General features: G+C 75.2%; 11 protein-coding genes. 5 read left to right on the top strand and 6 right to left on the bottom strand.

Translation table 11 applies throughout. From position 1 onward, the window contains the following. On the top strand, positions 1-1,204 hold a 1,204-nt coding region (locus ACF068_RS17985), incomplete at its 5' end, for an SUKH-4 family immunity protein (RefSeq protein WP_392275199.1). Positions 1,205-1,282: 78 nt separating this feature from the next. After that, positions 1,283-2,146: a cellulose-binding protein gene (locus ACF068_RS17990; RefSeq protein WP_392275200.1), complete on the top strand. Its 864-nt coding sequence runs from the start codon at positions 1,283-1,285 to the stop codon at positions 2,144-2,146. Positions 2,147-2,231: 85 nt separating this feature from the next. Here the strand turns inward: ACF068_RS17990 and ACF068_RS17995 are convergent, their stop codons facing one another. The 4 genes from ACF068_RS17995 to ACF068_RS18010 all read right to left on the bottom strand — a co-directional run bounded on the left by ACF068_RS17995 (position 2,232) and on the right by ACF068_RS18010 (position 6,259). Further along, positions 2,232-3,782, bottom strand: coding sequence for an MFS transporter (locus ACF068_RS17995; protein ID WP_392275201.1), 1,551 nt, complete (start codon positions 3,780-3,782; stop codon positions 2,232-2,234). Between the two features lie 97 nt (positions 3,783-3,879). Next, on the bottom strand, positions 3,880-5,325 hold the full coding sequence (locus ACF068_RS18000; protein WP_392275202.1) for a DUF2079 domain-containing protein: 1,446 nt from the start codon (positions 5,323-5,325) through the stop codon (positions 3,880-3,882). 24 nt (positions 5,326-5,349) lie between these two features. Continuing rightward, positions 5,350-5,760: a hypothetical protein gene (locus ACF068_RS18005; RefSeq protein WP_392275203.1), complete on the bottom strand. Its 411-nt coding sequence runs from the start codon at positions 5,758-5,760 to the stop codon at positions 5,350-5,352. After that, the gene (locus tag ACF068_RS18010) at positions 5,744-6,259 is read right to left on the bottom strand and encodes a SigE family RNA polymerase sigma factor (protein WP_392275204.1); all 516 of its coding nucleotides are present in this window, start codon (positions 6,257-6,259) and stop codon (positions 5,744-5,746) included. The genes ACF068_RS18005 and ACF068_RS18010 overlap by 17 nt, the downstream gene beginning before the upstream one ends. A 234-nt stretch (positions 6,260-6,493) precedes the next feature. Here ACF068_RS18010 and mfd point away from each other — a divergent pair, with 234 nt between their 5' ends. Beyond that, complete coding sequence (mfd, locus tag ACF068_RS18015) at positions 6,494-10,045, top strand: transcription-repair coupling factor (protein WP_392275205.1); 3,552 nt, start codon at positions 6,494-6,496, stop codon at positions 10,043-10,045. Positions 10,046-10,115: 70 nt separating this feature from the next. On the opposite strand, the gene ACF068_RS18020 is transcribed toward mfd, so the two are convergent. After that, complete coding sequence (locus tag ACF068_RS18020; protein WP_392275206.1) at positions 10,116-10,682, bottom strand: TetR/AcrR family transcriptional regulator; 567 nt, start codon at positions 10,680-10,682, stop codon at positions 10,116-10,118. 88 nt (positions 10,683-10,770) lie between these two features. Between ACF068_RS18020 and ACF068_RS18025 the strand changes: the two genes are divergently transcribed. Next, the gene (locus tag ACF068_RS18025; protein WP_392275207.1) at positions 10,771-11,631 is read left to right on the top strand and encodes a hypothetical protein; all 861 of its coding nucleotides are present in this window, start codon (positions 10,771-10,773) and stop codon (positions 11,629-11,631) included. Between the two features lie 116 nt (positions 11,632-11,747). After that, entirely contained in the window at positions 11,748-12,548 is an 801-nt protein-coding gene (locus tag ACF068_RS18030) for an HNH endonuclease family protein (RefSeq protein WP_392275208.1), read from the top strand. Between the two features lie 164 nt (positions 12,549-12,712). On the opposite strand, the gene ACF068_RS18035 is transcribed toward ACF068_RS18030, so the two are convergent. Continuing rightward, positions 12,713-13,474, bottom strand: a complete 762-nt coding sequence (locus ACF068_RS18035; RefSeq protein WP_392275209.1) for a hypothetical protein — start codon at positions 13,472-13,474, stop codon at positions 12,713-12,715. Between the last annotated feature and the right edge of the window lie 52 nt (positions 13,475-13,526).

Raw genomic sequence — 13,526 nt, forward strand, 5'->3', positions numbered from 1 at the left:
GCCCGGTACGCCGGCGCCGCCCGGTCCGCCCGGCGCTCCGGGTGCTCCCGGCACGCACGGCGGCCCCGGCACGCCTCCGCCCCCCGCGCCTCCGGGGCAGCCCGGCGGCGGGGTGCACCACGCGGCGACGATGCTGGCCCAGCCCGGTCCGGGCGGTGCGCCCGGTCCGGTGCCGCCCCCGGCTCCGGCGCCGCCCGCGTACGGCTACCCGCAAGCGCCGCCCACCGGTCTGCCGACCGTCGGCCCCGGCTACCAGGCGGTGCTGCGCTACCGCGCGCCCGACGGCTCCGAGGCCCAGCTCATCCGCCGCTCGGCGCCGGGCACGCCGCACCCCGAGTGGCAGATCCTGCACGAGCTGCGCGCCATGAACGTGCCGCCGCAGCAGGTGCTGGAGCTGCACACCGAGCTGGAGTCGTGCGAGCTGCCGGGCGGGTACTGCGCCCGGATGATCCGGGAGACCTGGCCGCAGGCGCGGATCACGTCGATCGCCCCGTACGGGCGGGACCACGCGAGCCGCCAGCAGGGCATGGGACAACTGATCGCCCACCAGGGCGAGTTGCACCAGGTCGCCGACGGACCGGCGCGTCCGGCGCCGCTGCGGGTGCCGCTGCCGCCCGTGCAGCCGGCGCCGCCGGTCCCGCCGGAGGGCATCGCGCAGGAGCTGGTGGGGGCGTTCGGACCGCAGGGCATCTGCCGGTTCGACCAGCGGGCCGTGTCACGGCAGGGCGTGCCGGAGCTGGTGGCGCGCACCCTGGTGTGGGCCGGTCTGCCGGCGGACTTCGGACCGTTCTTCTGGGCGCAGCCGGCCCAGCCGGTGGTGCCGACGCTGGCCGAGCTGGCCGCGCAGCGGCAGGTGCAGCCGGCGTCCGACGCGGGTTCGTACCTGGTGATCGGGTCGGACTTCGGGCGGGCCGTCTGCGTCCAGTACGGCACGGCGCACATCGTGGCCGTGCCGGTGGAGGCGGGACCGGACGGGCGCCCGGCGGCACCGCAGTTCGTCAACAGCGGGCTGCCGGAGTTCACCCGGTGCCTGGCGCTGCTGGGCCGGATGTGGCGGCTGCGGTTCGGGCTGACGCCGGAGCAGGCGGGCCGCTGGACGGTCGATTTCCAGGCGCAGTTGGCGATGCTGGACCCGGCAGCCCTGTCGTCGCCGGAGAGCTGGTGGTCGGTCCTCCTCGAACAGATGTGGGACGGCCTGCTTTAAGCCGCGGCTTGGCGCACGGACGCCCCTTTCCACCGGTACGGGTTGTTGCATCCTGGACCGGGGAAAGGGGCGTCAGTCATGAGCGGTTTCGCTGTCGTATGGGGGCGTGGCTACCGGACCGAGCAGGTGGACCGGGCCGTCGCCGCACTGGAGTCGGACCGGGACGCCGCGCGGCGGCGGGCGGACGAACTGGAGGTACGGGCCGGGGAGGTGGCCGCCGAGGCGGCGCGGCTGCGGGCGTTCGTCGCGGAGTTGCCGCCCCAGCGGTACGAGACCCTGAGCCACCGGGCGCAGCGGATCCTGGCGCTCGCCGAGGAGGAGGCCGAGGCGCTGCGGGCGGACGCACTGGAGGAGGCGCGGCGCCTGGCGGACGAGGCGGAGGAGGCGGCCCGTTCGGTGCGGGACGCGGCGCGGGAGGCGGCCCGGGAGGTACGGGGCCGGGCCGAGGCGCTGGCGGAGGAGACCCTGGCGGCCGCCCGGCACACGGCCGGGGAGCTGCGGGCGGACGCCCTCGCCGAGGCGGAGGAGCGGCGCGGTGAGGGGCTGGCCGCGCTGCGGGAGGCCCGGGAGCGCGCGGAGCGGCTGGTGGCCGCGCAGGACGCCCGGCACACCGAGCGGTGGGAGGCGGCGGAGCGTGCGGCGGCCGAGCGGGAGGCGGAGCTGACGGCGCGGCACGACGGGCTGACCGGGGCGGCCCGGGCGCGGCTCGCGGAGGCGGAGCGGGCGCTGGCGGCGGTGGCCGAACAGGCGCGGCACGACCAGGAGGAGGCGGACGCGCGGGCGGCGGCGCTCCTCGCGGAGGCGCGGCTGCGGGCCGAGCGGGTGGAGCGCGAGACCGGGCGGATCCTCCGGGAACACGACACGGCCCGCGACGAGGTGCGCGCCCACATGGCGCATGTCCGCAGCAGCCTGGCGGCCCTGACGGGCCGGGTGGCGGAGTAGCCCCGCGCCCGCCCCCGCGCCCCGCCGCCCCCGCGTCTCGCCCCGCCCCGCCGCGGACGCCGCCCCCGCGCCCCGCCGCCCGGGGTCACGCGGCGCGGTCGTCGTCCGGGAGGACCGGGAAGCGGCGCGGGGCCAGGGTCAGGAGCACCACGAGGGCCAGCGCGCCGGCGGCCGCCGCGCCCAGGTAGACGTACTCCACCGCGGCGTCCACCGCCGTGGGCGTGAGCGTGGCGGGGTCGTCGAGGTCGCCCCCGGCGAGCCGGCCGGCGAGGACGGCGTTGGCGACGGCGCCGAAGAGCGCCGCGCCCAGGCTCTGGCCGACCTGGCGGCAGAAGAGGACGGACGCGGTGGTGGTGCCGCGCTCCGACCAGGGGACGGTGGACTGGACGCCCACGATGAGGGGGAGCTGGAACAGGCCCAGGGCGGCGCCCAGCAGCAGCATGACGAGGGCGGGCTGCCACGGCTCGCCCGGGTAGGGCAGCAACGGGAAGGACAGCAGCACCAGGACGGCGAGCGTCATGCCGGTGACGGCGGTGAGCCGGAAGCCGATCCGGGTGTAGACGCGGTTGGAGAACGCCGCGCTGATCGGCCAGGACAGGGTCATCGCGGACAGGACGAAACCGGCGGCGACGGGGCCGAGGCCCAGCACGGACTGGGCGTAGGTGGGCAGGAAGACCGTCGGGGCGACCATCAGCATGCCCAGGGCGCCCAGTGACAGGTTGACCGCCGCTATGGTGCGGCGGCGCCAGACCCAGCCCGGGATGATCGGCTCGGCGGCGCGGCGCTCGACGAGGACGGTGACGGCCGCGAGGACCGCCGCGCCCGCGAACAGCGCCAGGGAAGGCGCGGAGAGCCAGGGCCAGGCGACGCCGCCCTGGACGAGGGCCGTCAGCAGCAACGTACCGGTGCCGAAGACCGCCAGCGCGCCCGGCCAGTCGACCCGGGCCCCCGCCCGCGCGCGGTCACGGGCGGGTTCGGCGAGGTGGCGGACGACGAGCCAGAGGGCGGCGGCCCCGACGGGCAGGTTGACCAGGAAGATCCAGCGCCAGTCGGCGTACCCCGCGAGCAGCCCGCCCAGGGCCGGTCCGGCCACGGAGGACGTCGCCCACACCGTGGAGAGCCGGGCCTGGATCCTGGGGCGCTCCTTGAGCGGGTACAGGTCGGCGGCCAGGGTCTGCACGGTGCCCTGGAGCGCCCCGCCGCCGAGCCCCTGGACGACCCGGAAGGCGATCAGGGACGCCATGCTCCAGGCGACGGCGCACAGCAGGGAGCCCAGGAGGAACAGGACTATGCCGGCGATCAGGACCGGTTTGCGGCCGAAGGTGTCGGAGAGCTTCCCGTACACCGGCAGGGTGACGGTCACGGCGAGCAGGTAGCCGGAGAACAGCCAGGAGAAGACGGAGAGCCCGCCGAGGTCGCCGACGATCTGCGGCACGGCTGTGGAGACGACCGTGCCGTCGAGCGCGGCCAGGGCCATGCCCATCATCAGCGCGGCGACGACCGGGCCGCGCCCGCGGGCCGGGGCTGCGGGGCCCGGACGCTCCGGCTGCCCGGGGGTGGCACCGTCCTCGGTGCGGTCTGCTCGGCCGGCGGCGCCGCTCACGTTCCCCCCAGGACTTCGGACATCCGGATGCATGTATGGAGCAGCATTCCATGCGGGGGTGCGGCCGTCACGGGGTTGCGGGGCCCCGGAGGCCCCCGGTCGCGGTGGCCCCCCGGTCCCGGCGGCCTCCTCAGGCGCGGCGCTCCAGCAGCAGGTAGCCGCCGGCCTCCCCCACCAGGCGGTAGCGGGCGTCCGGGTGGAGCTGCCGGGCGTAGGCGTGCGGGTCGCGCAGCCAGCCGGAGGTGTTGTCGAGCGCGATCCAGCCGGGCGTCACCTCCCGGGTGTCGCCGACCCACAGCACCCGGCACCGGCCGGCGAGGCGGCTGACCGGCCCCACGTTGGCCTCGACCGTCGCGCCGTCCGGGATCCGGGCGAGGAGGTCCTCGGCGGCGGTGACCCGCGGGGCCTTGCGGTAGGGGGCGGACTCGGTGAGCGTCGCGAGCGGCAGCGACGTGGTGAGGGCGAGCGCGGCCGCGGCGGCGCAGGCGGGCAGCCGGTCGGCGTACGCCCGCAGCCAGGGGCGCGGGCTGCGGCGGGAGACGTCGACGGCGTCGGTGAGGGCGAGGAACAGCACGGGCATCAGGACGGCGCTGTAGTGCCAGTCGGTGGACCAGTAGTGGTCGTCCCCGGACAGGAACCGCCAGCCCAGGGTGGGTGCGCCCACCAGCAGCAGGGGGGAGCGGAGGGCGAGCAGGCCGGTCGTGGGAACCAGCAGCCACGCGAGGGTGCGCAGCTTGGTGTCGGCGCCGGAGAAGGGGGAGGGGCCGCCCTCGACCTTGGTCCAGTAGTCGTAGCCGCCGGTGGTGCTGAAGGCCGGGATGACGGTGGTGAGGGTGAGGAGGGTGGCGGCCGCGCCGAGGACGGCGACGCCGATCGCGTACAGGGCGGTCCGGGGCGCCTGCCGGTGCGCCCGCCAGGCCACCACCAGGGCCGTCGCGGTGAGCGTGAGGCCCAGGTCCTCCTTGACCAGCACGAGGGGTGCCGCCAGCAGGAGTGCGGCGCGCCACCGGCGGGCGAGAACGGCTTCGAGGGAGAAGGCGATCAGCGGGACGGCGAAGCAGATCTCGTGGAAGTCGAAGTCGACCGCCTGCTGGATGCCCCACGACAGCCCGTACGCGATGCCGGTGGCCGTCCCGCCGCCCCGGCCCAGGAGCCGGGTCGCGGCGCGCGTGACCGGCACGGCGGCGAGGGCGAAGAGGGCGGCCTGGGCGACGAGGAGGGTGACGGGCGTGGGGAAGAGCCGGTAGGCGGGGGCGAGGAGGGCGGTGACGGGGCTGAAGTGGTCGCCCAGGACGTTGGCGCCCGGCCCCTTGAGGTCGGCGACGGGGGCCTGGAGGTGGGCGTAGCCGCGGATGGCCTGCTCGAAGATGCCCAGGTCCCAGGAGCGGGTCCCCAGGCGGCGGTACCGGAGGACGGAGAGGGTCGCGTACGCGGTGAACAGCGCCAGCGCCAGGAGGTACGGGGCGCGGTCCGCCCGGGGCCGCGGCCGGGTTCCGGGCGGCGAGGGGCGGCGCGCGCCGGGTATTCGGAACGGCCGGGTGCCGCCGGCGGGCGGGGCGAGGAGGGCTCCGCGCATGGGTGGGGGACTCCTTGGGGTCGCTTACGGGGTACGGGACCCGGTCGGGGTCGGGGTCGGGGAGGACGAGGGGAAGGCCGTACCGGTGGGCGTGGCGGACGGGGACGGGGGGACGGCGGACGGGGAGACGGCGGACGGGGAAGGGGACGGGGCCGACGGCGGGGACGGCGGGTCCGGGCGGAGCCCGAGCACCGCGAGCGCGCCCGTCGTGGCCAGGACGCAGACGGCGGTGGCGGCCGCGGCCGCCACGGTACGTCGCCGCCGGCGCCGCCCGCGTGCCGCCACCCGTGGGGCCGGCTCCGGCACCACCGCCCGGGCACCGGCCGAGGCGGCCGCCTTGAGGGCGGCGGCCAGAGCCCGGTCGAGGCCCGGTGCGACGGGACCGCCCGCCGGGTCGCCGGGGCGGGCGGGGGGTTCGTCACATGGCTCGGTCACCGTGCTGCTCCTCGGCTTCCTCGGTGGCGGAGAGGTGGGGTGCGAGGGCGGTCCTGGCCCGCGACAGGTGCGTCTTGACCGTGCCCGCCGAGATGCCGGTCTCGGCGGCCACCTGCTCCACGCTCAGGTCGCAGACGTAGTGCAGGACGGCCACCCGCCGCTGCCGGTCGGGCAGCCGGCGCAGCGCCGTGACCAGGGCGACCGTCCCCGGGCCCGGGGCGGGCACCGTGCCGGTGGCCCCGTGGCCGTGCCGGCGCCACGCCTCGGCGGCCCGCCGGCCGCGGCGCCACCGGCTGACGGCGAGCCGCCAGGCGACGGTTCGGATCCAGGCCTCCGGCCCGGCGTCCCGGGACAGCCGGGAGCGGCGCCCCCAGGCGCGGACGAACGCCTCCTGGACCACGTCCTGGGCCTCGTGGAGGTCGCCCGTCATCAGGTAGAGCTGGCCGACGAGCCGCGTGGTGGAGTGGGCGTACAGCTCCTGGAACTCCTCGTCGGTCAATGCGGCTCCCAGCGGATCGGACAGGTCTCATGGCGTATACGTCCGGGGGGACCGGTCCGGTTGACACGCCGCCGCACGAATTTCCGGCCGGTCCCCTCCCGGTCCGGGCGTGCCCGGTGGGGCGGGGGAGGTTTCGGGGGCGGGTGTCGTACCGACGTCGTACGCTGGGAAACCCCCGGCCCGTGCGACGTGTCGGGCCCTTCGCGTTGCCCTCACCCCCGGATGGAAGCCTTCATGAGCTTGCACGGTCTGCTCGACGCCGTCGTCAAGGACCCGGCCCTCACCGAAGCGGTGAAGGCCGCCGCCGACGGCCACCGGCCCCACGTCGACCTGGTCGGCCCGCCCGCCGCCCGCCCCTTCGCGCTCGCCGCGCTGGCCCGGGACGCCGGCCGGCCGGTCCTGGCCGTGACGGCGACCGGCCGGGAGGCGGAGGACCTGGCGGCGGCGCTGCGCACCCTGCTGGACCCGGACACCGTCGTGGAGTACCCGTCCTGGGAGACGCTGCCGCACGAGCGGCTCTCGCCCCGCTCCGACACCGTGGGCCGCCGCCTGGCCGTGCTGCGCCGGCTGGCCCACCCGGCGCCGGACGACCCGGCGACCGGGCCCGTCTCGGTGGTCGTCGCACCGGTGCGTTCCGTGCTCCAGCCGCAGGTCAAGGGGCTGGGCGACCTGGAGCCGGTGGCGCTGCGCACGGGGCAGCGGGCGGACCTGGATGAGGTGGTGGAGGGCCTCGCCGCCGCCGCGTACGCGCGCGTGGAGCTGGTCGAGAAGCGCGGCGAGTTCGCGGTGCGCGGCGGGATCCTGGACGTGTTCCCGCCGACCGAGGAGCACCCGCTGCGCGTCGAGTTCTGGGGCGACGACGTCGAGGAGATCCGGTACTTCAAGGTGGCCGACCAGCGGTCCCTGGAGGTCGCCGAGCACGGTCTGTGGGCGCCGCCGTGCCGGGAGCTGCTGCTGACGGACTCCGTGAGGCGGCGGGCGGCGGCCCTGGCCGAGCAGCACCCGGAGCTGGCCGAACTGCTGGGGAAGATCGCCGAGGGCATCGCCGTCGAGGGCATGGAGTCCCTGGCGCCGGTGCTGGTCGACGACATGGAGCTGCTGCTGGACGTGCTGCCGAAGGGCTCCATGGCGGTGGTGTGCGACCCCGAGCGGGTGCGCACCCGGGCGGCCGACCTGGTGGCCACCTCCCAGGAGTTCCTCCAGGCTTCGTGGGCGGCGACCGCCGGTGGCGGCGAGGCGCCGATCGACGTGGGCGCGGCGTCGCTGTGGGGCATCGCGGACGTCCGGGACCGGGCCCGCGAGCTGGGCATGATGTGGTGGTCGGTGTCGCCGTTCGCGGCCGCGTTCACCTCGGCCGACGAGCCGGCGGGGTCGCTCGACGCGGACACCCTCAAGCTGGGCATGCGCGCCCCGGAGGCGTACCGCGGCGACACCGCCCGCGCGCTCGCCGACACCAAGGGCTGGCTGGCCGACGGCTGGCGGACGGTGTACGTCACCGAGGCCCACGGCCCGGCGGCCCGCACGGTCGAGGTGCTGGGCGGCGAGGGCATCGCGGCCCGCCTGGACGGCGACCTGACGGACATCTCGCCGTCCGTGGTGCACGTGGCGTGCGGGTCCATCGAGTACGGGTTCGTCGACCCGGCGCTCAAGCTCGCCGTCCTCACCGAGACCGACCTCACCGGCCAGAAGGCGGCCGGCAAGGACGGGCAGCGGATGCCGACGCGGCGCCGCAAGACGATCGACCCGCTGACCCTGGAGGCCGGCGACTACATCGTGCACGAGCAGCACGGCGTGGGCCGCTACATCGAGATGGTGCAGCGCACGGTCCAGGGCGCCACCCGCGAGTACCTGCTGGTCGAATACGCACCGGCCAAGCGCGGCCAGCCCGGCGACCGGCTGTACATCCCGACCGACCAACTGGAGCAGGTCACCAAGTACGTCGGCGGCGAGGCGCCCACCCTGCACCGGCTCGGCGGCGCCGACTGGACCAAGACCAAGGCGCGCGCCAAGAAGGCCGTCAAGGAGATCGCCGCCGACCTGATCAAGCTGTACAGCGCCCGGATGGCTGCCCCGGGCCACGCCTTCGGCCCCGACACGCCCTGGCAGCGGGAGCTGGAGGACGCCTTCCCGTACGCCGAGACCCCCGACCAGCTCTCCACCATCGCCGAGGTGAAGGAGGACATGGAGAAGACGGTCCCGATGGACCGGCTGATCTGCGGCGACGTCGGCTACGGCAAGACGGAGATCGCCGTGCGGGCGGCGTTCAAGGCGGTGCAGGACGGCAAGCAGGTGGCGGTCCTCGTCCCCACCACGCTCCTGGTGCAGCAGCACTTCGGCACGTTCTCCGAGCGGTACTCGCAGTTCCCGGTCGTCGTGCGCGCCCTGTCCCGCTTCCAGACCGACACCGAGGCGAAGGCCACCCTGGAGGGGCTGAAGGACGGCTCGGTCGACATCGTCATCGGTACGCACCGGCTGTTCTCGTCCGAGACGAAGTTCAAGGACCTGGGTCTGGTCGTCGTCGACGAGGAGCAGCGCTTCGGCGTCGAGCACAAGGAGCAGCTCAAGAAGCTGCGGGCCAACGTCGACGTGCTCACCATGTCCGCGACCCCGATCCCGCGCACCCTGGAGATGGCGGTGACCGGCATCCGCGAGATGTCGACCATCACCACGCCCCCGGAGGAGCGGCACCCGGTGCTGACCTTCGTCGGCCCGTACGAGGAGAAGCAGATCGGCGCGGCGATCCGCCGTGAGCTGCTGCGCGAGGGCCAGGTCTTCTACATCCACAACCGGGTGGAGTCGATCGACCGGGCGGCGGCCCGGCTGCGGGACATCGTCCCGGAGGCCCGCATCGCCACGGCGCACGGCCAGATGGGCGAGTCGGCGCTGGAGCAGGTGGTCGTCGACTTCTGGGAGAAGAAGTTCGACGTGCTGGTCTCCACCACCATCGTGGAGTCGGGCATCGACATCTCGAACGCCAACACCCTCATCGTGGAGCGGGGCGACAACTTCGGGCTGTCGCAGCTCCACCAGTTGCGCGGCCGGGTGGGCCGTGGCCGCGAGCGGGGGTACGCGTACTTCCTCTACCCGCCGGAGAAGCCGCTCACCGAGACCGCCCACGAGCGCCTCGCCACGATCGCCCAGCACACCGAGATGGGCGCCGGCATGTACGTGGCGATGAAGGACCTGGAGATCCGCGGCGCGGGCAACCTGCTGGGCGGTGAGCAGTCCGGTCACATCGCGGGCGTCGGCTTCGACCTGTACGTCCGCATGGTGGGCGAGGCGGTCGCCGACTACCGCGCCTCCCTGGAGGGCGGCGTGGAGGAGGAGCCGCCGCTGGAGGTCAAGATCGAGCTGCCGGTCGACGCGCACGTCCCGCACGACTACGCGCCGGGCGAGCGGCTGCGCCTCCAGGCGTACCGGGCGATCGCCTCCGCCAACTCGGAGGAGGACATCGCGGCGGTGCGGGAGGAGCTGACCGACCGTTACGGCAAGCTCCCCGAGCCGGTGGAGAACCTGCTGCTGGTGGCCGGGCTGCGGATGCTGGCCCGCGCGTGCGGTGTCGGCGAGATCGTCCTCCAGGGCCCGAACGTGCGCTTCGCCCCGGTGGAGCTGCGCGAGTCGCAGGAGCTGCGCCTGAAGCGGCTGCACCCGCGCACGGTGATCAAGCCGCAGGTCCAGCAGATCCTGGTGCCCCGCCCGACCACGGGCAAGATCGGCGGCAAGCCGGTGGTGGGCCGTGAACTGCTGGCCTGGACGGGTGAGTTCCTGACGACGATCCTCGGGTAGGGACGCCCTTCGCCGGCCCGCCGGCCCGCCGGCCCGCCGGCCCGCCAGCGCGTCGGCGCCGGCCTCGGCGTCAGCGTCTGAAGAGCATCCCGGCCAGTGACCGGAAGACGTCCTCGGGGTCCCGGTCGCCCACCGGGCCGGTGAGGTTGTGCGTCAGCAGCAGGGTCGCGAAGCCATGGGCGAGGGACCAGGCCGCGACCCCGGCGAGCCGGGGGTCGTCCTGGCCGGCCACCTCGGACACGGCCTCCCGGAGGCGGTCGCCGGCCCGGGTCCGGGCGGCCAGCAGGTCCGGGTCCTCCGGGCGGTGGAGGCCCGGCTGGAACATGACCGCGAAGTGGGCCGGGTGGTCCCGCGCGAAGCGGACGTAACGCACGCCCGCGTCGGTGAGGTCGGCCGCGTCCGCCAGGGCCGCCGCCAGGAGGTCGAAGCCCTCGGCCGCGATGGCGGTCAGCAGGCCGGCGCGGTCCTTGAAGTGGTGGGCCGGGGCCGCGTGCGAGACCCCCGCGCGGCGGGCCAGGTCCCTCAGGCTCAGGGCGGCCGGGCCGTCGGACGCGATGACGTCCAGGGCGGCGGTCAGGACGGCCCGCCGCAGGTCGCCGTGGTGGTAGGCACGGCGGCCGCCGCTGCTCGTCGTCATGGCCCCAGCGTAATCCCTATCTAGGCATTGACAAGTTCGGATGCCGCGCGCACGCTGAATCTAGTCATCGCCTAGATGGGGGTCGGTCATGGAACTCGCCCGGGTACGTCAGCTCTGGCACCTGCTGGAACCGGTGCACGCCGTGCTCTACTACGCGCCGGAGGCGTCCGAGGAGGCCGCCGCCCTCGGCTACGGGACGGAGGAGCGCTGGCCGTCCTACTTCGCGTGGCGGGCGGCGCCGCTCGGCCCGGTGGGCGCCGGACAGGTCGCGTCCGCCTTCTACGGCTTCAGCCCCGCCATGGTGGAGCGGTACGTGCCGGCCGCCTGGGAGGTCGCCGCGCCGGCCGACGTCCTGGCCGCCCGGCTGCGGGCGGTGGACCGGTTCTACCGGCGCCTGCTGGGCGACGTGGTGGGCGGGGACGACCTCGCCGAGGCCGCCCGCCTCGCCCGGCGTGCCGCCGGGGCCGCGGTGACCGCCGGGCGGCCCCTCGCCGCCGCCAACGCCGCCCTGGAGTGGCCCGAGGAGCCGCACCTGGTGCTGTGGCAGGCCGCCACCGTGCTGCGCGAGCACCGCGGCGACGGCCATCTGGCCGCGCTGCTCACCGCCGGGCTCGACCCGGCCGAGTCCCTCGTCTCCTTCGCCGCGATCGGCGCCGCCTCCCCGGAGGTCTTCGCGAGCCGCGGCTGGAGCGGGGAGGCGTGGGCGGCCGCCGGGGAACGGCTCGTCGCGCGCGGGCTGCTGACCCCCGGCGGTACCGCGACGGCACGGGGCCGCGCCCTGCGCGAGGAGGTGGAGCGCCGCACCGACGAACTGGCGGCCGCCCCCTGGTCGGTGCTCGGCGAGCGGGAGACGGAGCGGCTCTCCGAGCTCCTCGGCGGGCTCTGGCTCGCCGTCATCGCCAGCGGCCTGCTGCCGGCCGAGAACACCCTGGGCATCGGCAAGGTCTAGGTCGTGTCCGCAAAGTCCCGCCCGGCCCGCGGTGTCCCGCACGCGCGCTCGCGGCGTTGTCGTCGGTCGCCGATGCTTTGCGGACACTCCCTGGGCGCGGCGCCTACCATGCGGGAATGCCCATGACACGGAAGCCCCGGACGTCCCGGACGCCGCGGCCGTCGGTCCGTACCACCGCCGCCTTCACGCTCGCCGCGTCCCTGGTGGCGTCGCTCGTCACCGGGTGCGACGCGGCCGGCGTCGTGGGCGGCGACGGCTCGCCCGGCCCGGGGCCGGCCTCCGGGCGGCAGGCCGCCCCGCTGGACAACCCCGACGGTACGAAGCCGGGCCTGGCGCCCCTCGCCTCGGACGCCGACCGGGCCGAGGCGCGGCGGCTGATCCAGGGCCTGGCCGTGAAGGGCCGTGGGCCCCGCACCGGTTACGACCGGGACGAGTTCGGCCATGCGTGGACGGACACGGCCGACGGCGTGCCGCTGGCCCGCAACGGCTGCGACACCCGCAACGACCTGCTGCGCCGCGACGGCCGGGACCTGCGGTTCCGGGACGGCTCGGACTGCGTGGTCGTGGCGATGACGCTGGACGACCCGTACACCGGCGAGACCGTCCAGTGGCGCAAACAGCAGGCCGCCGAGGTGCAGATAGACCATGTCGTGCCGCTGTCGTACGGCTGGCAGATGGGCGCCTCCCGCTGGCCGGAGGACAAGCGCGAACGGCTGGCGAACGATCCGCTGAACCTGCTGCCGGTGGACGGCCCGACGAACGGCCGCAAGGGCGACTCCGGTCCGGCGTCCTGGCTGCCGCCCCACAAGGCCGTCCGCTGCGCCTACGCGGTGCGGTTCGCCCAGGTGGCGAAGAAGTACGCGTTGCCGGTCACCACCGCCGACAAGGACATGATGCTGGGCCAGTGCGGCGGTTGAGGCCGCACCGGCCGGGCGGCGCGCGACGGGGGGCCGGACCGGGGGGGCGGGACGGGAGAGCGGGACGGGGGAGCCGGACGGGCCGCCCCCTCCGACGGTCCGTCCGGCTGCCCCCGTGTTCTTCGTGGTACCCCCGTGTCCCCTGTTGTCCCCTCCGAATTCGCTTACTGCTCGCCGAGTTCGTCGAGGTCGAGGATCTCCTTGGCGGCGGGCTTCTTCGCCGGGACCGGCTTGCCGTAGTCGGTGAAGGTCATCGTCCCGGGCTCCTCGCCGCCCTTCTGGTCGAGCTTCAGCAGGTACGGCTCGCCCTCCGTGGCGACGTAGATCCGGTACGTCGTGTCGCCGTCCTTCTCGGTGAGCACGAGCGCCTTCTTGCCGTTGACCGTGGTCTCCTCGCCGCGCTCGGCGGAGTTGGCGCCCGTCTCGAACTCGGAGAGCATCGTGTTCAGTTCGCACATCTCCAGGCTGTCCTTGGCCTCCGGGTCCGTGACGTCGGTCTTCAGCCAGCGGCCCTTGAGCATCTTCAGGACCGCCTCCGTCTCCTCCTTCGACCCGTCCTTGTTCTGGTCGCGCAGGAAGGCCTCGTCGAAGCGCAGGTAGGCGACCTTCCCGGACCGGATGACCTCCGCGGTGCCGGTGCCCATGGATATGGTCCCCGCGCACTGCCCCTTGGTGTCCAGGGCCATGAAGGCCTTCATCTGCCCGTCCGCCGTCTTGACGTTCATGTCGAGGGTCAGCGAGTCGGCCTTCTTGGTGGCCTTGATGGCCTTGTTGGCGATCTGCGGGCCGGACAGCCCGGTGAACGGGCCGGTCTCCTCGGCCGCGGAGGTGCCGGACGGGCCGCAGGCGGACAGGCCGAGGGCGGCGGCCGCGCAGAGGACGGCCAGGGCGGGGCGCTTGACGGTGCGGAGGGCGGTGGCAGGCATGGGGGTGTTCTCTCCGGATGGGTGGGAGCGGGGGAGGGTGGTGCGGGTGGGG

Origin of the sequence: Streptomyces sp. NPDC016309 (assembly GCF_043077235.1) — a bacterium.
GTDB lineage: Bacteria > Actinomycetota > Actinomycetes > Streptomycetales > Streptomycetaceae > Streptomyces.

Excerpts from the sequence above, each read along its gene's own strand:
- ACF068_RS17990 (WP_392275200.1), top strand. The coding sequence starts at position 1,283 with ATGAGCGGTTTCGCTGTCGTATGGGGGCGTGGCTACCGGACCGAGCAG.
- ACF068_RS17995 (WP_392275201.1), bottom strand. The coding sequence starts at position 3,782 with ATGCATCCGGATGTCCGAAGTCCTGGGGGGAACGTGAGCGGCGCCGCC.
- ACF068_RS18000 (WP_392275202.1), bottom strand. The coding sequence starts at position 5,325 with ATGCGCGGAGCCCTCCTCGCCCCGCCCGCCGGCGGCACCCGGCCGTTC.
- mfd (WP_392275205.1), top strand. The coding sequence starts at position 6,494 with ATGAGCTTGCACGGTCTGCTCGACGCCGTCGTCAAGGACCCGGCCCTC.
- ACF068_RS18020 (WP_392275206.1), bottom strand. The coding sequence starts at position 10,682 with ATGACGACGAGCAGCGGCGGCCGCCGTGCCTACCACCACGGCGACCTG.
- ACF068_RS18025 (WP_392275207.1), top strand. The coding sequence starts at position 10,771 with ATGGAACTCGCCCGGGTACGTCAGCTCTGGCACCTGCTGGAACCGGTG.
- ACF068_RS18030 (WP_392275208.1), top strand. The coding sequence starts at position 11,748 with ATGCCCATGACACGGAAGCCCCGGACGTCCCGGACGCCGCGGCCGTCG.
- ACF068_RS18035 (WP_392275209.1), bottom strand. The coding sequence starts at position 13,474 with ATGCCTGCCACCGCCCTCCGCACCGTCAAGCGCCCCGCCCTGGCCGTC.